Below are 21,890 nucleotides of genomic sequence, written 5' to 3'. Positions count from 1 at the left end.
TTGTAATTATATCCATAACCGCGTCTAATCTGCCACCTTGCCCCCAATTATGCTTACCATACCCCGCCACGCTAGCAAGCGATCGCTCTTTTTCCTTTTTTGTTTCACCCTACTCCTGACTTTTCTCCTCTCTTTACCTTGGGTAAACGTTAAAGAAAAACCTAAACCGGAAGTATGGCAGATTAACGGTTTTGTCGCAGCCCTAAAAGACCCAATACCCGAAGTCAGGGCTACAGCAACGCAATACTTACAGGGATATCAGCTAGATAACTTTAAATCTCAGATAAAAAACTATTATGATCAGCTTGTAAAACAGTTTGTCAAACAGTTGCAGGATAAAGATTCAGCAGTTTCCCGTAAAGCAGCAGCACAGGCACTAGGGCAGATGCAAGCCAAGGAACAAGCTCCACAAGTTGCCCTGCTGCTCAAAGATTCTGACTCTGATATCCGTAAAGCAGCAGCACAGGCACTAGGGCAGATGCAAGCCAAGGAACAAGCTCCACAAGTTGCCCTGCTGCTCAAAGATTCTGACTTTCGTGTCCGTTATACAGCAGCAGAGGCACTAGAGCAGATGCAAGCCAAGGAACAAGCTCCACAAGTTGCCCTGCTGCTCAAAGATTCTGACTCTGATATCCGTAGAGCAGCAGCACTAGCACTATGGCAGATGCAAGCCAAGGAAGTAGTTCCACAAGTTGCCCTGCTGCTCAAAGATTCTGACTCTGATATCCGTAGAGCAGCAGCACAGGCACTAGGGCAGATGCAAGCCAAGGAAGTAGTTCCACAAGTTGCCCTGCTGCTCAAAGATTCTGACTCTGATATCCGTAGAGCAGCAGCACAGGTACTAGGGCGGATGCAAGCCAAGGAACAAGCTCCACAAGTTGCCCTGCTGCTCAAAGATTCTGACATAAAAGTCCCTAAAGCAGCAGCACAGGCACTAGGGCAGATGCAAGCCAAGGAACAAGCTCCACAAGTTGCCCTGCTGCTCAAAGATTCTGACTCTGGTGTCCGTTTTGCAGCAGCAGAGGCACTAGAGCAGATGCAAGCTAAGGAACAAGCTCCACAACTTGCCCTGCTGCTCAAAGATTCTGACTCTGATGTCCGTAGACTAGCAGCACAGGTACTCATAAAACTAGGGCAACAAGATTTGCCAGTTGTTGTGCAAATTCTCAATTCAGTTCACTATTATCCCTCTGAGATTGGTCAACTCAGATTTTTAGCTCATTTTTTGGCAGCTGGTAAACCAGAATTAGAAACTCTTATGCAATGGGTTGGTAAGCCTAAAATACGACCAGAGAAACCGAGCTATAAGCAGGGAGTGGAAGCAATGCAAGTTTTCGAGAAAGCCTGGATAGATTGTGATTCTCTGCCAGAACTGCGAACAGAACTAGCACAACAAATTTCTGAAGTTGCTGCTAAAAAACAAATTATTTGGAAAGCCCAGGATCTTAACTTACTGAACACTCATTACAGTAACCTCAAAAAAGTTAACTCCACTCAGGCTGAAGCACTACAGTCAGTAATTAATCATCTGGAATATTGACAGTGGTTTTTCAAAGCCAGAATCACCATCTTTATTCATGCTACCTTTTGGCTTGTTCTGATCTTTGCCTACCCCAAATTTCCCCAAATCCAAGCCATCTTCTTCTGGAACCCTTGGGTACGCCGGATTCTCGGCGTCGGCTATGTCGGCTTTATCCTCACCTGGTTTCCCCCCTTCCGCCGCAAATTATTTGAACCATTCAAACCTTCCCTATTAGCCGATGCCGGCTTAGATAATTTTTATGAGCAATCATACTTCCCAGAATCTAAAGTCAAAGTTCCCGTCTCAGGAGACATCCTGCCAATTACCCCAGCATTACCCAGTATTCAAGGACAAATTATCTTAGAAGGTGATTCCGGCTTAGGCAAGTCGATGTTTCTCCGTCATCTGTTGAAAAATCAAGAGCGCATAGTCGTTTATCTCCCCGCCCAGAAATGTCATAAAGGCGTAATTGAGGCAATTCAAGACAAATTACACGGCCAAGCCCAAGATGCTGACTTCCTGAAAAACCTGATTTACAGTGGTGCGATAGATATCTGCATCGACGGACTCAACGAAGTCACCGCCGAAACACGGGCGAAAATCTGCCAGTTTGTCGAAAGCTATTTCCGGGGCAATATTATCATGACTACCCAGCCCCTAGAATGGATACCGCCCTCAACAGCAAAAACATACTACTTGCAACCCCTTGAGCAACAACAAATTCAAGAGTTTTTGATATCCCGTCAGCCGCGACTCCCCCAAGATGCCAAAGTTCAAGGTGCTGATTACGCCAAAGCCTGCACCGATTATTTAACAGAAGTCTTCCAACAACAAGCCAAAGAAGAGTTAGATGCTATTCGCCGAATTCTTTCCAATCCAATGGATCTAACAGTGGTAGCGCTGATGCTATCACAAGGCAAACACCCTAACTTGTTTCGCCTGCAAGAACAGCAATACAATTTAATGGCGGCAGAATACCTCAAAGAATGGAATCAAGAATTTCCCTTAAAGAAATTCTCAGCCGCCGTCTACGAAATGCGACTCGCAGACAAACAAGCCTTACCCGCCGATGAATTTTACCAAGTTGCCATGTCTTTGTCAGACGAGAAATACAAAATGGTAGTCAGCCGTCAGTGGCAAGATAAAAAAGGCGAAGCCCAGAAAGAATGGTATTTCCGCCACGATAAAATCATGGATTTCTTCTTAGTGCAAAACTTTCTGGGCGAAACTGATGCCGCCGAAGGACTATTAGTTGATAGAATGGGCGATCCGCGATTTCGTGGCGTTTATTTCTTGCTAGCAACCTTACTTGAGATAGATGCAGCCAAAAAACTGCGAGAAGAATTGATTCAATACGCCGCCGACACGAAAGACAATACGGTGAGTAATACTTTCGTGCAGTTGTTGCGGACTAGATAAATGGGGAATTGGGCATTAGGCATGGTTATTCCTCTTGTCCCCTTGTTTCCCTGATCTCCTGGATGTGCGATCGCTTTCATCGCTATGATCGTTGAGTAAGTGCAAGATTTAGAGTCTAGCTGGAATGTTAAATAACTGGGAGTTGATCTGAGGAATGCCTAACACGCTATACGATCAAGATTTGCAATTATGGATTGAGCAAACCATTCAACAGTTACAGAATCATCAATTTGAGGCATTGGATATTGAGCATTTGATTGAGGAGCTAGTTGATTTGGGTAAGGCAGAGAAAAATGCGCTCAAAAGCAATCTGACAATTTTGCTGGCGCATTTACTCAAGTTACGGGTTCAGTATGATGTACCCGATAGCATGAAAGTCAGCTGGTATAGCTCAATACTTGAACATCGTCAGCGAGTTCTCAATAATTTAGCAGATACTCCTTCTCTAAAAAGTTTTCTGTTAGAGGCAGTGGAAAAAGCCTACCCAGATGCTCACAAGCTAGCGATTAAGGAAGGTAAGCTGGCTAAATTTGGGGTTCGGATACCCCAGGAAAGTGAGTATCCCACGGTTTGTCCTTTTTCCATTGACCAGATTCTAGATGAAGATTTTTACGGGCTATGAGGATTGCTCCTGTTGTCATATTGTTTCATATCTAGATGGATAGACAGGTGAACCGAAAGGTTCTACAATCTGACTGATTGCGGTAAATTTACCTATTGCCCAATCCACATAAGCATAGTGAAGATTTTCTAGTGATTGCATTTAATTGCAGAAGCACTAAATTAATATAGGAAAGTCTTTAAGTACGGGGCAGCAAACAAATGGATGTAAAGCTGATTCTAGCTGGATTAACAATTATATTTACGCTTTCGTGCTTATTTTTTGGCACGAAAAATGGATTCTATGATTCAGATAACTATCACGGCAATGGCTCCGCACATTGAGATAAATCTGTAGACGTTTGGGCGACTTTTCGTAGGATGAGTTGGCTAAGAGCGCTCAGAATTTGCAAAGGGAAAATAAACAAGAGGCATTCTTTAGCTTTTAGTTTGTTTGCTTTTCGTTAATCCACCTTTCCGAACCAGTGCGGGTTCGGTGGAGGCGTCCTCCCCAATCAAAAATCTGTATTCTCAGGGTGTAGGGGCGCACAATAAAACTTACCCCTAAGTCACAAAACCAAAATTTATGTAATTTTTGGATTTTGGGATATGTCCATGATGATGAGGTTTGAGGGGAGGAGAGCATGAGGGATAATCTGTCGGCATCCTCTCGCGTAGATGCTGGGGAAGCGGGTAGTGAATTAGAATGTTTGCCCTATAGTGTCCAGCATGACGATGAGGGCGTGTGTCTATTGGTGAAGATGGGGCCACACCGCATCCTGTTGGACTGTGGTTTGGAGAATATTTCATCGCTAGCTAAGGGGCTTACTAAGTCGGGACGGGGAGCTAGTTCGCCTCTACCAGCAGATTTAGTTTTGATTAGTCACGCCCACCCAGATCACGCCCGAGGCTTACTGGCACTGCATAAAGCTTTTCCAAAGTTACCGATTTATGGTAGCGAAGTAACCAGCAAGTTACTGCCGCTGAATTGGCTAGACGAAGATCCTGAGGAGATTTCCCAATTTTGTCATGCCTTGCCGTTGCGATCGCCTGTGGAATTCCAAGATGGTCTGGTAGCAGAATTATTTCCCGCAGGGCATCTACCAGGGGCAGTGGCAATTCTGCTCACCTACACCACTAAGCAGCGTATTTACAAGTTACTCTATACAGGGGACTTTTTCTTGTCAAACTCCCGCCTGGTAGAAGGTTTACGCTTAGAGGAACTGCGGGGCTTAGATTTGGATGTGCTGATCATTGAAGGCAGTTACGGTACATCCCGCCATCCTCACCGCCGCAACCAAGAAAATCAACTAGCAGAGCGAATTAATCGGGCGATCGCTGACAATTGTTCTGTAATTCTTCCCACCCCGGCTTTAGGATTGGGTCAAGAATTATTAATGCTCCTACGGTCTCATCACCACTTCACCGGACGAGATTTAGATATCTGGGTAGATGGTGCTGTCGCCACTGGGTGTGATGCCTACCTAGAACTGCTAGCCCACCTTCCCCCATCCGTACAAAACTTCGCCCGCCATCAACCCTTGTTTTGGGATGAGCGGGTGCGTCCCCGCGTGCGTCGTTTGCAGCCAGAACATCGTGCTATTGTCGGCAAATCACCTTGTATTGTCCTCACTGACTCTACAACTGATTTGGGTAAGCACTGCCAATTAGAAACTGGTCCTTGGCTGATCCTTCTACCAGAAAAAATTGATATAAAAGTTAACAAAGAATATTTAGCACCCACCACTATCGAAAGCTATCTCCTAGCTCAACATAGTGATGGCCCTGGTACTACGCAGCTAATTCATAATTTGCGACCCCAACATGTCGTTTTTGTCCACGGTTCTCCTGCCTACTTGGCAGACCTGACTAGCTTAGAGGAGTTGCAAAACCGCTACCATGTACATTCTCCGGCTGCTGACACCTTAGTAGAACTGCCTATCGGTGATACATTTTTACAACCGGCAGCACCAGAAACTAACTACGAAGGCGAACTTACAGAGTTGGGAACAATAATCACAATCACCCTACCCAATGTGATTACTACCGATCCTCGTTGGCGGCAATTTGCGGACACTGGTTTAATCGAAGCTCGTTGGCAAGGGGAAGAACTAGTCTTAAGGGGATTGTCTCAACGAGAACTGCTCAACCAAAATAGCGATCGCTATACATGGACAGATGTAGACTGTTGCGGTACTTGCCGACATCAAAGGGGGCAGCGGTGTTGGAACCCAGCTTCCCCGTTATATAACTTTAAGGTAACTCTAGAAGGTTACTGTCCTGCTTTTGAAGGTTTATCTAATCCTGAGTCTTGAAGACTGAGTTAGGATTTATTAACTCAGCCCTCAACACTCAGCACTGATTATTCTGGATTCGAGTCAGTATAACGGTTGTGGATGCGCTCTGCTTCGGGACAGTCTTCAGTCATCAGAGGTTCCACATTCCCGCGTGGCACTGAAGCTAATTTTTGCGTTACAGCACCAATGCTCTCAAGGCGAACCATTTCTTCCCAAGAACAAACTTCGTCCTCTTCTTCTGTTTCATAGCGTAGGGTCACTAAATCTCCCTCTATGTCTATGATGCGGGCGCGTTCAATCCAGCGTTGCTGGTCCCGCAAGAAAACACATACCTCGCGCCCATCGCAACACAGTTGATAAATCTTGCGGTGTAGCATGTACTGTTTCTGCCTTTTTAAACAACGTAGTTAAACCTTTCCAAATCTGGGTTCTACCCCATTACATTACACCTTTAAGAGGTTAATTTCACAGTTGAGAACAAGTACGGTTCATAAACCAATCCCAATACTTGCTTATAGTTGTCAAAATATTGGGAAATTTTGGGTCATAAATCAGTGTTTGCTCTAGCAATGAACTCAATCTCCTCTGGCTCGTTCTAAGGAATGTCTGCTTCATAGAAGTCAAACAATTCGGGATCTGTCCTAACCAGATTCATATATGCTGGTGAGTCATTATTACCTTTATGTAATAAAGAATACTCAAAAATAATCGTTGATTGCGGTTGTTTAATTTGCCTACTTTTAGTCATTGGCATTACTGGGAAGTCCGGGGACTTAGCTTTACTTTTACCCATGTGTATCTGATCTTAACTCATTCTCTTGCTGACCTTGATGATTTTCAACAACAACACCCAAAGAGTTTTGAGTTTTTAAGGTTTTTGCCTGATCATGGCTAAGGAAAAGCCAAGAGAGTGGGGAGTGCATCAGGCAACTTGCCTCTGTTCCTCTGCTTCTTTTGGAGGATCAGGGAGATTTATATGGTAGGGCATAATTCCATAAGCTTGTTCGACGAGGACGCTTCTCGTTTAATTTTACCTGCGCGAAGTGCATTGTATAGGGCTGCAAGGGCTGGTAAATCTTCTGACTGATAGCATTTAGTAGCCACCACTTGATGGAGTAAACCCTCAGATTCAACACTAAGATATCCAGTTTGGAAAGCAGATTCAACGATTGTGCGAATCATCTTGGTTAGGGCAAAGTAAACAATTTGTTACCTCAAGTGTGGAAAATTTCCCGCTGCTACTAATTGATATGGAACATGAAAATTATGTGATTATAATTACACGTAATTAGTGATTTGCATCACCATAATAGGTTATGATAAGAGTTTTCGATGAGAGTGCTAGTTGTATACGCAAAGTATTTAATACAAATAATTCAGTATTAATGTTGATCAGCCGGATGGTTTGACAATATTATTAAAATATAAAAAAACTTTTAGGCAAGTATCCAAAAAATATAGTGAAACATAAGCAATCAAGCAAAAAACTGGCGGAAATCCTCATCCTTTTGACTCAATTTCACCCAGTCTAAATTTAAGGACTGGAATTTTTGCACCAAGCGATCGCAAGCAGGACGTTCAGTAGCATAATGTCCAGCATCGATTAAAATTAGATTGCGATCGCGGCTTTCTTGAAACTGATGAAACTTACAGTCAGAAGTCAGATAAGCTTGAGCACCAGTTTTAGCGACGGCTGAAATGTAACTAGCCCCCGAACCACCCAAAACGGCAACTCGTGAAATTGTTTGCTGTAAATCAGCAGTTGGGGAAAAAATCAAATGAGGGGGAGCAAGTCGGGTTTGAATTGCTGCGAGTAATTTTTGTAATGTCAGAAATGGTTCTAGCAAACCAACACGACCATATCCTAACCCTGCTTGTGTAGGTACTATGGGAGTAACTTCCTTGAGTTCTAAAATCTGAGCTAAAACGTCAGCAGTACCATCCTGCACTTGGTCGAAATTCGTGTGATCAGTGTAAATACCAATATTGTGGGTAAAAGCTAACCGGATCATTTCTGCGATCGCTTCACCACTGCGTAATGACTTGGGAGGAGTAAAAATCAAGGGATGATGGGCAAATATCAGATTAGCATTAAGAGCGATCGCTTCCTGCATTACTGCCAAAGTCGGTGTCAAACACACCAAAACCCGTGTTTTTTCGTGCAAAACTCCTGGTTCAATCTGCCAGCCACAATTATCCCAGCTTTCACACCAAGCAGGATTTGCCCATGCTTCAAACCAAGTAATTAAATCAGCAATTTTCATCCTATTTTTCCAGGCAATTATTTTGTATGCAGTAAGTAGCTAAATACTTGCCATATAAAGGGTTCGATTTTTGAATTTTGATTTTTGAATTTTTTATCAGTGTCTCTGTGGTTGAATATTTAATTTTAATGCTAATTGCTGGCGAATTTCTTGGAAAGGTTTGTTCCATACTGGGCAAGCATTCCAGTTCCACACTGCCACTGGAATAAGTTGTTCTTCAGCAAGATAAGTTAGCAGACGGTATTCGTCTTCTGGTTCACGAGAAAATGTGAAGGGATTGCGGTAACCTGTTTCACATAGTTTATAACATGTGATCTGACCGTGATTAATACGTTGTAAAAGTTCCTTGCCTTTGACGAGCAAATAATCCAAAAAAACCAGACTAAAAGGCTCTATGTGTGCCCGATTTTGTGGTTCTTTTTGTACCCATCTTGCCCAATCAAATCCATACATAAAATCGTGAACGTAACGGAAGCGCATTTGCGTTTTATTTCCGAACATCTCTATTAGTAAAACCATTTTTTTGCCAAAAAGCTTTAAAAAATCAACACCGCCCTCATCTGCTACCAAAGCCTGTCTGAGCATACTACTTACCAGAAAATCAAAATCCCAGAATATGTTTTCTGGAAAATTTTGTAACTGAGTCCGGACTATGGATTCGAGAGTTTCCTGAAGGGTTGTAATAAATTCAATGTCGGTGTTTTGTTCAGTAATAAAATTTCCCAATTCTGCAAAACTGGTAATTAATCTCTTTTGAGGATTAAGTGATAACATATTAACAGACTGCTGGGCGAGGATTTCATCAATAAATTGGAAAGTATGAGTTGGTGTCAGTTTTTGCTTCATAGTTATTGAAATAGCCCAGACAGCTTACACTAAAATAATATTAGTTTATAGTCTGAAAAGAGATTATTGAATAATTACAAATAAACTTAACTTTTTAATTTACAAATTTACACAAATTATTTATTATATATTTGGTAAATTTCACATCAATAATTTTTGTAAAAAAGCGAGCACAGCAAAATTTATTTAATGCATATGACTGCGAAGTTTACGAGATTTTTTCCAAAAGTTACATACTATAAATAGGGCGTTTCAACTCTATCAAGTCACACCTTAAATGAATTAAATTTGAGAACTCACTATCCAGAAATATGGATAACTAATTCCCTCGAATGACTGCGCTGGCGATGTTCCCAAATATAAATTCCCTGCCAAGTTCCTAGCACCAAATGACCGCGATTAATAGGGATATGTTCAGAAGTATGAGTGAGTGCGGTACGAATATGTGCCGGCATATCATCAGGGCCTTCTGCATCGTGGATGTATTTGCCTGATTCTGGCACGAGTTTTGCCATAAAATTAGCTAGATCCATAAGGACATCGGGATCAGCATTTTCTTGGATCACTAAACTGGCTGAAGTGTGGCGCAAAAATAGAGTACAAAGACCAGTTTCCACTCCCGACTCTGCAACTATAGCTTCAATTTTCGCGGTGATGTTGGAAAAAGATTTGCCCGTGGTGGAAATTTTCAGTAACTTTTGGTAGTGAGTCATCTGTAATTTGATTGATTATTGACTAATAACCGTTGATTTTTTAGTTTGGATGATTTGCCTCACCATATAAATAAAGTTTATAGCGGTTTTGGTTTGGATGCAATATGCGCTTTGGGCGCACATCTGCGCGTCCCTACTGTATTTTACATAATTGAAAACAGCTATAACCTTCTCAGCTGATAGCTAGTAGCCTATGAGAGGCTATAAGTTAAGTCAAGTTTAATTACTACGAAAATAGTTGACAATAGCATGAGCGATCGCTTCATTACCATCCTTGGCAATTGATTGAGATTGCTTTGGTGGTTGAGGTAACTCACGGAGAAAATCCCAAGTTCCTTGAAAAAACTCAGAAGGGGTGATGATTTGGTGCTGGTTATAATTAATTATGCCTTCTAGTATAAAATTCGCTTCAGCAAAATCTTCACGTGGTATAGTAATAATAGGCACTTGTAGTATTGTGGCTTCGGAAAAAGTACTGTAACCAGGTTTAGAAACGACTCGTCCACAAATAGGCATAAAATCTACAGGGCGGTATTTGCGGTCATCAATTTTCACTAAATTAGGTAAATCAGGAGCAGATTGATCAAATACGATAAATTGCCAATCTGGAAATCGCCGTAGGTTATCATAGGGGATTTGCTGTAAACCCAAGCCGCCAAAGGTCAACAAAATAGTTTTTTCAACTGCTGTAGTTATTCCCCAAAGAGAACGTAAATCATCAGCAGAGTAACGGGGAGAACCGCCTGTTAAGCCGACATCTGTGATATTGTTAAAAACCTGCATCGGTTCATGGAAGGGTAGACGAAACAGGCGATCGCACTTTGAGTAGTAATCACTAATCCAATCGGCAACTGCGGTAAATTCACCCCCCCAATCTCGGTAGATCAAGTCCCAACCAAAGTTACTCATCATCCAGCAGGGAATATTTGCAGCTTTGGCAAATCCGGGAGCCAGGAAGGGAATATCTGCCAAGATGAGATTAACGCGATTTTGGCGGATAAAATTGACTTCTGAGGCAATCAGCGAATTCTGATGCTTCTTAATATCGAGCAACTTTTCTAAAGTCGCTACTTTATCCATTGTCAAACTATCAGTTTGCACCACACCCAAATCAAATGCACGGGGACGATAGATAAAATCGCCTTCTATATAGCACTCTAGCAACCAGCGTGGGGCAGTACTCACCAGAATTAGCAGAACTTCTGGACATAATTTTTGAATTGTCGCAGCTACAGAAGCCGTGCGGGTAGCATGACCAAAGCCGTGGTTAGTTATGGCTAAGTATAAGATTGGACGTTCCATTTTATAGTTAAAAATTATAACTTATTAAATGTAGAATGTAATTGAGTATCTAGCCAATCTTTGATAGTGGATTCATTATTGAATAGCAAAATATTTTCATCTACTTCAGGAGGCTGAAAACTTTGTATTAGTTGTGCAAAAATCTCCTTTTTGATTCCTTGGCGTTTTTTAATCTGTTCATTCATTTGCATTCTTATGTAAATTTCCTCTAGCGAAATATCGAGATAAATTACTTTGCTTTTATAATTATGTCGTTTGGCGACCTCTCTAAATCTGTCACGCAACCAACGAAAACAGTTTGTATCATCGAGAATGATATCTTGTTCTAGCTGCATTAAATTATCCAAAATACTAATTGCGATCTGGTGAGTATTTTCCCACTCTTCAACGGGAATACCATCTCCACCAAAACCAAGTCCTCGCTCTTTATTGATATCATCCAGACTTACATATGCACAGTTTAGGTAATCGACTATTGCTTTAGCCAAGGTACTTTTACCAGAAAACGCCAAGCCACAAAGTAAATAAAGGGTTTTCATTTAGTTCAGTAGAGTTAAGTACAGCCTCTTAGCTTGAGATAGCATAACGCACTAGTAAAAGTGCGTTATAACACACCCTACTGATCCTACATTTGGCAAAAACTTTGAATTGCCTCAATCAATTGGTCGATTTCCGATTCTAAAGTAAAGTAATGAACACTGGTGCGTATACAGCTAGGGTCAGCAATTGTCCGAGTTAATATTTTTTGCGAGTCAAAAAATTGCACCAACTTCAAATGAGCTTGGGGCTGATTCTGGGTGAGTTGAAAAGAGACTATACCGCTTTCGGGTGGGGAAGTTCGTAGACATTTGACATCGGGTAACGCTACTAACCGCTGCCAGAGGTACTCACTGTTATGGCAAATTTGCTCGTAACGTTCCTGTGAGGTTCCCCATTGCTGATGGATAGCGATCGCCTCCTTTAACCCAACATACAACGGATAAGCTAATGTAGACACTTCGTATCGTCGCCCATCTGGAAGCCAATCCACAGGCTGAGATTGACTATCTACAATAATGCCATTCAAGCCAATAAACGTAGGTTTCAGGCTTTCTCGTGCTTCTGGTCGGACATACAAACCACCGGCACCCGCAGGGCCACATAGCCATTTGTGACCAGTGAAAGCATAAAAATCTACTCCCAATTCAGTCAAGTTTAAAGGCAACAAGCCAGCAGATTGGGCAGCATCTATCAATAATAAAGAACGATTATCCCTACATACTTCAGCAATTTTGTCAAGAGGTAAAACTTGACCAGTATTCCAAAAAACATGACTCAATATCACAAGACGGGTATTAGGGCGCAAGTGCTGGGCAATGACTTTTACAGGGTCGCCCTGATTTAAAGTCGCTTTTAGAGGACAGGTAGTAACTTCTACAGCGAATCTCCGCGCGATTTCCTGGGCTGTGGCAATCACACCTGGATGTTCGCAGTCTGAGAGCAGCATATGGTCGCCAGCTTGCCACTCGATGCCCCACATGGCGATATTACAGCCAACAGTGACATTTTGGGTGAGGGTAATTGTTTGACTTGGTGCATCTAACTCCGAAGCGATCGCTTCTCTTGCAGCTTGAGTCTGGGGCGCTATCCAGCGATATGCCTCATTGCCAAAGGGGCCTATGTGCTGAACATGAGCCTGAGTTTGGGTTATAGCATCCATTGCCCTTTGGGGCATCGGCCCTTGTCCCCCATAATTGAAATAAGCCTTATTCGCTAAAGCGGGAAATTGCTCTCGATGGCTATGCAACCTGGTTTGTGCCACAGAAGTACTAGTCATACCAATTTTAGATTTTAGATTTTGGATTTTAGATTTTGGATTAGTCAAAAGCCATTAGTCATTGGTCATTAGTTTTTCATCTCGCGGATCTCTCGTCTCGCCCACTCCATTATTAATTGTCTGAGTTACTCCCAGAGTGTGCTAATTCTTGTTAACTTAAAAGGATGCTAATTAACGCTGAACTCCTACTGCAATACCAACGCTGTAAACGCCGGCCTTTTCTAGATATCCACGGTGATAAAAGTCAACGCGATGATGTCAATGAGTTGCTGCAAAAACTACAACAGGACAAAATCGCCCATCAGCTGAGTTTTCTAGCACATCTGACCTATCACCAACCAGATTATCCGTACGGAAACTGGGAAAGGGGAGAGGCGGCAACTTTAGAATTGATGCAGCGTGGGGTGGACTACATTTATAAAGGAGTACTGCTAGCAACTTATTCTGAAGGATACACCTTACTGAGTCGTCCCAATTTACTCGTCAAACAGCCAGGACAGTCCCGTTTTGGAGACTGGATGTACGTCCCGGCTGGTATTGAACTGGGTAAGCGCCCTAAGCAAGAATATCAAGTTGTCGCCGCATTTCATGCCCAAGTGTTGGCAACAGTGCAGGGAGTTGTACCAGAAATAGCTTGGCTTTTATTGCGGCGAACCAATGACAGAAGTTATGCGGTGGATCTTTTCAAATGGATACCACGGATGCAGCAGATTCTGGAGGAGTTTATTCAAGTTTTAGAGTTATCGAATCCGCCAGAGGTGTTTATTTCTCGGCAAAAGTGCAATCTTTGCCATTGGTATAGTCAATGTTATGCCGTTGCTCAATCTGAAAAACATCTCTCACTGTTACCAGGTGTAACACCCATTCGCTACACTCAACTGCAAGCCCTAGCCATCACCACACTGGAATCTCTCGCCAACACCAGTCCTAACACCTTAGAAAACCTACTTGGTTTCGACAGGGAAATAGCGCCCAAGCTAGTAGTGCAAGCTCAATCTGCACTGGAAAGACGACCTATAATATTGCCCTACCCGCTACCAATTAAAGATATTACATTCACAGCACCCATAGAGCTTTACTTTGATATTGAGGCACAGCCAGACTTGGATTTAGATTATCTTTTGGGGGTTTTGGTCGTTGATAGACTTGCCAATACAGAACAGTTTTATTCGTTTTTAGCAGATAAACCAGAAGACGAAGAATTAGTTTGGCAGCAATTTTTGGATTTAGTTTGGCAATATCCCGAAGCACCAATTTATCATTTTTGTGTTTATGAGTTTGATACAGTCAAACGGTTGGCAAAGCTTTACAATACTCCCTACGCCTCAGTGCGTCCTGTACTGAATCGATTTGTGGATGTGTATGAACAATTAACCCAAAGTGTAGCATTGCCTGTAGAAAGCTATGCCCTGAAAGCGATCGCTCGTTGGTTAGGATTTGAGTGGCGGGAAAAAGAAGCTAGTGGCGCTAAATGTATTTACTGGTATGATCAGTGGCTAGAAACAGGCGATCGCACCTTATTAGAAATTATCCAAAGCTACAACGAAGATGATTGCCGCGCTACCCACAAAGTGAAAGACTGGCTTGTAAACTTTTTTCAGGATGAATACGGTTTGCGACTAGCTTAAGTAATTTCGTATTTTATAAAGGTTTTCAATTGGTTGCAATACATGTTATTTGTAGTGGCGCACACATGTGCAGCCCTAACACATGTTGCATTCTTCAGAATGATATTTTATTCGTAATTTTCAGACTTTAACAAAAAAATTCTATGCAGCTGATTAAAAAAATCCTCGCAATCCCACGAATTATTTATTTCTTGAGCGCAATTATAATTATCATTTTTTTATTCACAAATTTGTATACAAATGCCGTTGAAGTGAGTAGCATAGAGTTTATCGGAGAAGCCACTTTACCGAAAGGTTTAATCTTTAAAAAAACTGAAGTTGGAGGTTTTTCTGGAATTACATATGATGCAAAAAACAACCTTTATTATGCTATTTGTGATGACCGGGGAAAAAAATCTGCCGCCCGTTTCTACACTTTTAAAATTGATTTAAGCAAGGGTAAACTACAAAAAGGTAAAGTTCTTCCTGTCAGTGTTACCACATTATTAAATGAAAATGGTCAAACATTTCGCCCTGGTGAAAGTGATACAGAGGGTATTGCATTTACTAATAAAGCAACTGTGTTTATTTCTTCTGAAGGCAATGCTGGAAAATTAATTAATCCTTTTATTAAAGAGTTCTCGCTCTCTTCTGGCAAAGAAATTAAAACACTTTCCATACCAAACAAATTTTTGCCAGATAAAAGTAGTCAAAAAGGTATCCGTAACAATTTGGCTTTTGAAAGCCTCACTATCACACCTGATAAAAAGCATCTATTCACAGCTACCGAAAATGCTCTAATTCAAGATGGTGTCGCAACTAAACCTAACATCGGTAGTCCTTGCCGGATTTTGCAATACAACTTGCTCAACAACCAGCCAGAAAAGGAATTTCTTTACCAAACTGAACCAGTTTCACCCTTTTTGAATTTGACTGGAAAATTCATTAGTGGATTACCTGATTTACTTGCTCTCGATAATCAAGGACACTTCCTAAGTTTAGAACGGTCTTTTACTGGTTTAGGATTTGCTATTTTCCTGTTTCAGGTTTCTTTAGAAGGAGCCGATGATATTCATAAGATTGATAGCCTTTTAGCAATTAATTCCAAGAATATTAAACCAGTTCCGAAAAAACTGCTGTTAGATTTAAGAACCTTAGATGTACTGCTAGATAACATCGAAGGCTTAACTCTTGGCCCTAAACTACCCGATGGACAGCAATCATTAATTCTCATCAGTGATAACAATTTTAACTCCCTGCAACGTACCCAGATACTAGCCTTTAAAATTCAAATTGAAACACCACTAATCAGATTATTGCGCCGTTTACTCCCGAATCTCAACCGTTAACTGTACAAAGGCATCGCACCTTTACTGCTATTCACTTGTTTGAAGCTTATTCCTGTGTATTCACGGAATCTACTAAGCAACTTTATCTTGCCTATTTGTAGTTTACGTGTAATTTCTCAACCGTATTCATTAATAAATATGTTACACAATGGTTAGGGGATTTTGCAGAGTGATTAACCATGATTACAGCAGAGGATTAATATTCTAAAAATTAGGATGTTTTTCAGATTTAAATTTAAAAATTAGCTAGAATTATTAAAGTATTTTACCAACAATGTTTTTCATAAATAATTCTTATGTCACAAAATCAAATTGAGAGTATGGTAGGGCAAAAAGCAGAATTAGATGATTACATTGGAAAATTTTTAAATAATCGCTATTTAATCATAGATTTAATTGGTAAAGGGGGGATGGGTAAAGTTTATTTAGCAGAAGATACTGCTAAAGGTGGTATGCCGATCGCAGTCAAAATTTTATCATTCAGTTTGGTGAACCAGCAAATGTCCCAACGCTTTGCCAGAGAAATTTTTATTGGCGCTCAATTGGGTCGCAAAAGTAAACATATTGTTCGTATTTTAAGTTATGGTGTTACTGAGGATAAAACTCCCTTTTATGTAATGGAATACCTCCAAGGAAAAAATATAAAACAAATTATAAAAATTCAGCCCTTAACAATATCAAAGTTTTTGGAGATTTGTAATCAAATTTGTTTAGGTTTACAATGTGCACACCAAGGTATCAGCCTCAAAGGAGAGATTTATCCCATTGTTCACAGGGATATTAAACCAGAAAATATATTCATTAGTGAAGATAGTAAACAAGGAGAAATTGTTAAAATACTAGATTTTGGTATTGCCAAATTTTTAACAGAGCGAAGTGGAATGACCCTGACAGATTCTTTTATTGGCAGTTTGCCTTACTGTTCTCCAGAACATATGGAAGGACGCAAATTGCTAGATGTCCGCTCTGATATTTACAGTTTGGGAGTACTAATGTTTGAAATGCTGACAGGAAAACATCCATTTCAGACAAAAAGTAACTCCTTTGGTACTTGGTATCAAGCGCATCGCTTTCAAATGCCACCTACAGTTGAGGAAGTGAATCCGCAAGTCAAAATACCGCAGGTATTAGAAAAATTAATGATGAGTTGTTTAGCGAAAGAAATAAGCGATCGCCCTCAAAATATTAACCAAATATTAGAAGATTTAGAAAAAGTTAATATTCAGCTTAATGATGTTATTCCTAATCAAAGTAGTGAGATTATTAATCTCTCGTATCCAGTTCAATTAGTACCTGCAACTTTATTATCAGAAAAAGATTGTTTGCAGAAAACTTGGCCTAAAAATAAACCAATTGCATCAATTGGTTTTCCTCATTTACTACATACTCATCAAAGACTTATACCAACTTTTTGGTCAATGTTGCCTAAACAAGAGATTACAAAATATTTGGATAAAATACATGGTACTGAATTTATTAGTAAAATGAATGTATACCCGATGCTATTATGGGTAACAGTACTATACAATGCCCAACCTTCTCTGACTAAGTGGCTACCTTATTTTCTGGATTTAAAAGATAATAAAGGGGAGAATATAGCACGTAGTTTAGCAGAAGTAGGCTACTATCATCTACTATTTTTTGCCCTAGAAGAGCCAAACCGTTGCTCTCATGTAACGACTTTAAAGCTTACAGCTAATCAACGCCAGCAACTTGTAGATTGCTTAGATATGAGTCAACAATCAAATGAATTAATTTCGCCTATTGAAGCTAAAAATATTCTAAAAACAGATTATGAAAAGCTGAAATTAGACATTTTACAAAAGTTAGCTTTATATCAAAAAACTGAGAAAGAAAGTTTAAAAAATTGGATGACTAAATTCTTGGAGACTTTTTTTAAACTTTTATCACGTCCTTGAAAGTCTGCTATCAAAATCAAAATGCTTACCACGATTACCCAATGATATTCTTATGTGTGTACTGCTAACTTTAAATCGACTCAGCAGCAGAGGTGAACAAAGTGAATCAAAGCCGATTTACATCTCCAAGTACTACGGGCTTGCTTGCCAATCGTTATCAACTCAAGCAATTAATTGGTAGCGGTGGCATGGGTGAAGTTTTCTTAGCAAATGATATTTTGTTAGGAGGTACACCAGTTGCTGTCAAGTTTTTGACTAAAACTGTTGTCGATACCAAGATGCAACAAGACTTTGTTCGTGAAGCTTTAATGAGTGCAGCTTTGAGTCAAAAGAGCTTACATATAGTGCGGGCGTATGATTATGGCGTGAATGAGAAAGGAAAACCATATTACGTCATGGAATATCTATGTGGAAAGAGTTTAAAAGATTTAATTCCGCTGCCTTTGACCATGTTTTTGACTCTCTCCCGCCAAATTTGCTTGGGCTTACAGTGCGCCCATCAAGGCATTAACATTGACGGCAAAATTTGTCCATTAGTTCATAGAGATATCAAGCCTGCTAATATATTAGTTATTCCTGATCCGATATTGGGTCAGTTAGTTAAAATTCTCGATTTCGGGATTGCTAGATTTTTAAATTATGCATCAACAGCTAGTACAAGCAGTGGATTTAATGGCACTTTACCCTACTGTTCTCCAGAACAGCTAGATGGAGAAAAATTAGATAGTCGCTCTGATATTTATAGCCTGGGTGTGATGATGTTTGAAATGCTCACAGGCAAAAAACCCTGGCAACCAGAAACTGATTACTTTGGTGCTTGGTATAAAGCACATCACTTTGAAGAACCAAAAGTGATCGCAGATGTTAAACCCACTCTTAAATTACCTCAGAAGTTAAATAATTTAATCATGGCTTGTCTTGCTAAAAAAGCAAGTGCTCGCCCACAAAATATCGCTCAAATTCTGCAAGTATTAAACAGTTTAGAACAGCCCGATAGTCTCCGTTTACCTACAACATTAGCCTCTGGTTCCATTCTTAACTGTCCTTTAAATTCTGGATTACCAATCACAGTAGAACAAAGCTGTCAGCAACTTTTCTGGCCTGAAAATAAACCAATTCAAGAAATTGTTTTTCCCCAGCTTTTAGACACTGCACAAGCATCTATGACAGCGCTATGGTTGATGTTGCCTAAACAAGAAATCAAAAACTATGCGGTTTCTACCCGTTATAATCAATTTACCTTCATAACATCCCCTCACCCAATGCTGTTGTGGGTGAGTGTACTCTACAATCGGCAATTAGCTCCTAAGTGGCTACCCTGCTACCTAAATATGCAAAATCCCCAAAATCTTAGGGTGGTAAGTTTCCTGGCTGAAAATGAATACTATCCTTTGATTTTCTTTACTTTAGAAGCACCACATTCCTGCACCAATGTTCTCAGCAGTCGCATCGAGCTAACTCAGCGGCAAATGTTGAAAACCTGGGTGCAACAGAGTCATAGTCTACCACCCGGTTCTCAACCCCAGTTGAGCAAACAGCTATTAAAGCAGCAGTATAAACAAATGCAATCCCGGATATTACAGCATCTGGAATCAGAGCCACAGGTTGTATTATCAGGTTCTATTTAACAAAAAAGTTCTCCCAAGCAGTGATTGCCCCTTGGGTAGACGGGGCAAAAATAATTCCTAACTGCAAAACACTTGACAAGTCGAAAATAAATAGCGATAATAGCAAAGTTGCCAAACAAGGGACTGTAGTTCAATTGGTTAGAGCACCGCCCTGTCACGGCGGAAGTTGCGGGTTCGAGCCCCGTCAGTCCCGTTATAAAGTTATCAGTAGTGAATCTTGAGTAATATTAGGAATTGGGCATTTATTATTTACTAGTTCCTAAGCCTGCATTTCCTTGACTCAGGATTCAGAGTTTAAATATAAGCTACATTTATCAATCTTTGCGAAAGAGAGAATTAACTGTGACTGTCAGAGTCCGAATTGCGCCGAGTCCAACTGGAAATTTACATATTGGTACAGCTAGAACGGCTGTATTTAACTGGCTATTTGCCCGCCACCACGGTGGAAAATTTATACTCCGAATAGAAGACACAGATTTAGAGCGATCGCGTCCCGAATACACTGACAATGTTCTTGAAGGACTGCGCTGGCTAGGACTTAACTGGGATGAAGGACCATTTTTTCAATCCCAACGCCTGGATCTCTACAAAGAAGCAGTACAAAAACTGTTAGATCAAGGATTAGCCTATCGCTGCTACACCACTTCCGAAGAATTAGAGGCTTTAAGAGAAGCCCAAAAAGCTAGAGGCGAAGCTCCTCGCTATGACAACCGTCACCGTAACCTCACGCCAGAACAACGCGCCGCATTTGAAGCAGAAGGTCGCTCCTCTGTGATTCGCTTCAAAATCGAAGATGGGCAAGAAATTGTCTGGAATGACCTAGTAAGGGCAAATATGTCTTGGCGAGGTAGCGATTTAGGTGGTGATATGGTCATCGCCCGCGCCTCAGAAGAAGGTAGTGGTCAACCTTTATACAACTTTGCAGTTGTAGTGGATGACATCGATATGCAAATCACCCATGTCATCCGGGGAGAAGACCACATCGCCAACACCGCCAAGCAAATTTTACTGTATGAAGCAATGGGTGCAAAAATCCCAGAGTTTGCCCACACGCCACTGATTTTAAATTTGGAAGGGCGCAAGCTTTCTAAGCGAGATGGTGTTACTTCCATTTCTGACTTTCAGCAAATGGGCTTTACTGCTGAAGGCTTGGTGAATTACATGACATTGCTGGGTTGGTCGCCACCAGACTCGACACAAGAAATATTTACCTTAGAAGCAGCAGCCAAGGAGTTTGGCTTTGAGCGTGTAAATAAAGCAGGTGCAAAGTTTGATTGGGCAAAACTCGATTGGTTGAACAGTCAGTATATCCACCATATGCCAGTAGATAAACTCACAGATTTACTCATACCCTATTGGCAAGCGGCTGGTTATAAATTTGATGGTGGAAGAGAACGCCCCTGGTTAGAACAGCTAGTAACTTTAATTAGCCAAAGCTTGACTCGTTTAGTAGATGCAGTAGCTCAAAGCCAACTGTTTTTTAGCGACATTGAATTTAGCGACGAAGCCAGTACACAACTCAAGCAAGAAGGTTCTACTGCTGTGCTTGAGGGGATTGTCACAGCTTTAGAAAATCAGCCGCAACTATCGGAAGCCGCCGCCCAGGACATTATTAAACAAGTGGTGAAAGAGCAAAAAGTCAAAAAAGGCTTGGTGATGCGATCGCTCAGAGCAGCCTTAACTGGAGATGTTCATGGCCCCGACCTCATCCAATCTTGGTTACTACTAAATCAGATTGGTTTAGATAAGTCGCGCTTGAGTCGGGCGATAACAGAAGCTAATTAGCGATTACTTCCAGATTTGAGAAATATTTGAGATTTTAGGGGCGCACAAACGTGCGCCCCTATCCATAAGGTAGAGCAACTATCGGAACAAGAAATCATTGACTAATTACTAATGAATTATCCCCAATTTTAAATCTAAAATAGGTAGTCAATTCTCCTCAGGTTGGGAACTTGGTGTGTAAAATTAATGTCTTCAAAAACACTTAGAAGCGAACGTAATTACAATGCTGACAAAAGTGCTCAACAGAGGAATGAGATTATCGTTGATGATAGTTACGCTCTTGATTACATTGACAGTTAATACTGTGACTGATGCTCAGGAAGCGCCAACGATATTTGGAGATGTCACCATTAGCCCCCAGTTTTCGCCAGACCCCCTGACAGTTCGCGGGATGAGTGGTGGTTCAATATCTGGGAGTCAAGTAGCCGCCAGGAGCGAAACAGCTACTGGCCCTTGTACCGGATTTGTTGATGAAACACCAGACCACACATTATTGCTAACAAGTAAATTTGACTACCTAAAGCTGCAAGTGCAAAGTCCTGAGGACACCACCTTGATTATCAAGGGACCCGGTGGTACTTGGTGTAATGACGATGTTGACGGTAAAAATGCCGGTATTGTTGGTGAATGGCTGGCTGGAAATTACCAAATTTGGGTTGGTTCCTACGAAAAAGGCAAGTATCTTCCTTACACTCTACAAATTACAGAAGTTAAGTAGGTAAAGTCCTTGATTGAAGAGACACACCAGAGACGAGAAAATTTCTTGGCGTCTCTCCCTTGTTGGCGCTCCCTTTTCTCGTGCGATATTGTATTAAAATTAAGT

The 21,890-nt window shown here is 41.1% G+C and carries 19 protein-coding genes and 1 tRNA gene; 11 read left to right on the top strand and 9 right to left on the bottom strand.

The annotated features are described in order from the left end of the window. Positions 1 to 49 precede the first annotated feature (49 nt). The 4 genes from V7K40_RS00845 (at position 50) to V7K40_RS00830 (ending at position 5,856) form a co-directional block, all read left to right on the top strand. The gene (locus tag V7K40_RS00845; RefSeq protein ID WP_334955932.1) at positions 50 to 1,540 is read left to right on the top strand and encodes a HEAT repeat domain-containing protein; all 1,491 of its coding nucleotides are present in this window, start codon (positions 50 to 52) and stop codon (positions 1,538 to 1,540) included. 372 nt (positions 1,541 to 1,912) lie between these two features. After that, positions 1,913 to 2,941, top strand: coding sequence for a hypothetical protein (locus V7K40_RS00840; RefSeq protein ID WP_334955931.1), 1,029 nt, complete (start codon positions 1,913 to 1,915; stop codon positions 2,939 to 2,941). Positions 2,942 to 3,095: 154 nt separating this feature from the next. Beyond that, positions 3,096 to 3,563 (top strand): DUF29 domain-containing protein, encoded by a 468-nt coding sequence (locus V7K40_RS00835; RefSeq protein ID WP_334955930.1) that lies wholly within the window; start codon positions 3,096 to 3,098, stop codon positions 3,561 to 3,563. 622 nt (positions 3,564 to 4,185) lie between these two features. Continuing rightward, positions 4,186 to 5,856 carry an MBL fold metallo-hydrolase gene (locus tag V7K40_RS00830; RefSeq protein WP_334955929.1) on the top strand — a complete coding sequence of 557 codons (1,671 nt, stop codon included), beginning with the start codon at positions 4,186 to 4,188 and terminating at the stop codon, positions 5,854 to 5,856. Positions 5,857 to 5,903: 47 nt separating this feature from the next. On the opposite strand, the gene V7K40_RS00825 is transcribed toward V7K40_RS00830, so the two are convergent. The 9 genes from V7K40_RS00825 to V7K40_RS00785 all read right to left on the bottom strand — a co-directional run bounded on the left by V7K40_RS00825 (position 5,904) and on the right by V7K40_RS00785 (position 12,779). Then, positions 5,904 to 6,215, bottom strand: coding sequence for a DUF6679 family protein (locus V7K40_RS00825; RefSeq protein WP_012408115.1), 312 nt, complete (start codon positions 6,213 to 6,215; stop codon positions 5,904 to 5,906). Positions 6,216 to 6,433: 218 nt separating this feature from the next. Then, a complete protein-coding gene (locus tag V7K40_RS00820; RefSeq protein WP_334955928.1) occupies positions 6,434 to 6,586 on the bottom strand; it encodes a hypothetical protein in 153 nt (50 codons plus the stop codon). 224 nt (positions 6,587 to 6,810) lie between these two features. Next, positions 6,811 to 7,020 carry a hypothetical protein gene (locus V7K40_RS00815; RefSeq protein ID WP_334955927.1) on the bottom strand — a complete coding sequence of 70 codons (210 nt, stop codon included), beginning with the start codon at positions 7,018 to 7,020 and terminating at the stop codon, positions 6,811 to 6,813. 293 nt (positions 7,021 to 7,313) lie between these two features. Then, a complete protein-coding gene (locus V7K40_RS00810; RefSeq protein WP_334955926.1) occupies positions 7,314 to 8,102 on the bottom strand; it encodes a Nif3-like dinuclear metal center hexameric protein in 789 nt (262 codons plus the stop codon). A 96-nt stretch (positions 8,103 to 8,198) separates the two neighbouring features. Beyond that, positions 8,199 to 8,948, bottom strand: coding sequence for a hypothetical protein (locus V7K40_RS00805; RefSeq protein WP_334955925.1), 750 nt, complete (start codon positions 8,946 to 8,948; stop codon positions 8,199 to 8,201). Positions 8,949 to 9,247: 299 nt separating this feature from the next. Beyond that, a complete protein-coding gene (locus V7K40_RS00800; RefSeq protein ID WP_273763349.1) occupies positions 9,248 to 9,661 on the bottom strand; it encodes a secondary thiamine-phosphate synthase enzyme YjbQ in 414 nt (137 codons plus the stop codon). Between the two features lie 219 nt (positions 9,662 to 9,880). After that, positions 9,881 to 10,963 carry a glycosyl transferase gene (locus V7K40_RS00795; RefSeq protein ID WP_334955924.1) on the bottom strand — a complete coding sequence of 361 codons (1,083 nt, stop codon included), beginning with the start codon at positions 10,961 to 10,963 and terminating at the stop codon, positions 9,881 to 9,883. Positions 10,964 to 10,977: 14 nt separating this feature from the next. Then, on the bottom strand, positions 10,978 to 11,502 hold the full coding sequence (locus V7K40_RS00790; protein ID WP_334955923.1) for an ATP-binding protein: 525 nt from the start codon (positions 11,500 to 11,502) through the stop codon (positions 10,978 to 10,980). Between the two features lie 86 nt (positions 11,503 to 11,588). Further along, positions 11,589 to 12,779, bottom strand: a complete 1,191-nt coding sequence (locus tag V7K40_RS00785; RefSeq protein WP_334955922.1) for an aminotransferase class V-fold PLP-dependent enzyme — start codon at positions 12,777 to 12,779, stop codon at positions 11,589 to 11,591. A gap of 164 nt (positions 12,780 to 12,943) precedes the next feature. On the opposite strand from V7K40_RS00785, the gene V7K40_RS00780 reads away from it, so the two are divergent. From V7K40_RS00780 to V7K40_RS00750, 7 genes are all read left to right on the top strand, one after another. Then, a complete protein-coding gene (locus V7K40_RS00780; RefSeq protein ID WP_334955921.1) occupies positions 12,944 to 14,407 on the top strand; it encodes a TM0106 family RecB-like putative nuclease in 1,464 nt (487 codons plus the stop codon). 143 nt (positions 14,408 to 14,550) lie between these two features. After that, positions 14,551 to 15,735, top strand: a complete 1,185-nt coding sequence (locus V7K40_RS00775; protein ID WP_334955920.1) for an esterase-like activity of phytase family protein — start codon at positions 14,551 to 14,553, stop codon at positions 15,733 to 15,735. Between the two features lie 296 nt (positions 15,736 to 16,031). Next, positions 16,032 to 17,654, top strand: a complete 1,623-nt coding sequence (locus tag V7K40_RS00770; RefSeq protein ID WP_334955919.1) for a serine/threonine-protein kinase — start codon at positions 16,032 to 16,034, stop codon at positions 17,652 to 17,654. 101 nt (positions 17,655 to 17,755) lie between these two features. Then, positions 17,756 to 19,282, top strand: coding sequence for a serine/threonine-protein kinase (locus V7K40_RS00765; protein WP_334956041.1), 1,527 nt, complete (start codon positions 17,756 to 17,758; stop codon positions 19,280 to 19,282). Positions 19,283 to 19,401: 119 nt separating this feature from the next. After that, positions 19,402 to 19,475, top strand: a tRNA-Asp gene (locus V7K40_RS00760). Between the two features lie 149 nt (positions 19,476 to 19,624). Next, positions 19,625 to 21,067: a glutamate--tRNA ligase gene (gltX, locus tag V7K40_RS00755; RefSeq protein ID WP_334955918.1), complete on the top strand. Its 1,443-nt coding sequence runs from the start codon at positions 19,625 to 19,627 to the stop codon at positions 21,065 to 21,067. A 223-nt stretch (positions 21,068 to 21,290) separates the two neighbouring features. Continuing rightward, on the top strand, positions 21,291 to 21,785 hold the full coding sequence (locus V7K40_RS00750) for a hypothetical protein (protein WP_334955917.1): 495 nt from the start codon (positions 21,291 to 21,293) through the stop codon (positions 21,783 to 21,785). Positions 21,786 to 21,890: the final 105 nt, after the last annotated feature.

It is taken from the genome of Nostoc sp., from assembly GCF_036917195.1.
In the GTDB taxonomy this organism is placed as follows: domain Bacteria; phylum Cyanobacteriota; class Cyanobacteriia; order Cyanobacteriales; family Nostocaceae; genus Nostoc.
The sequence above is the reverse complement of the archived record's forward strand: the minus strand, read 5'-3'. Positions and strand labels throughout refer to the sequence as shown.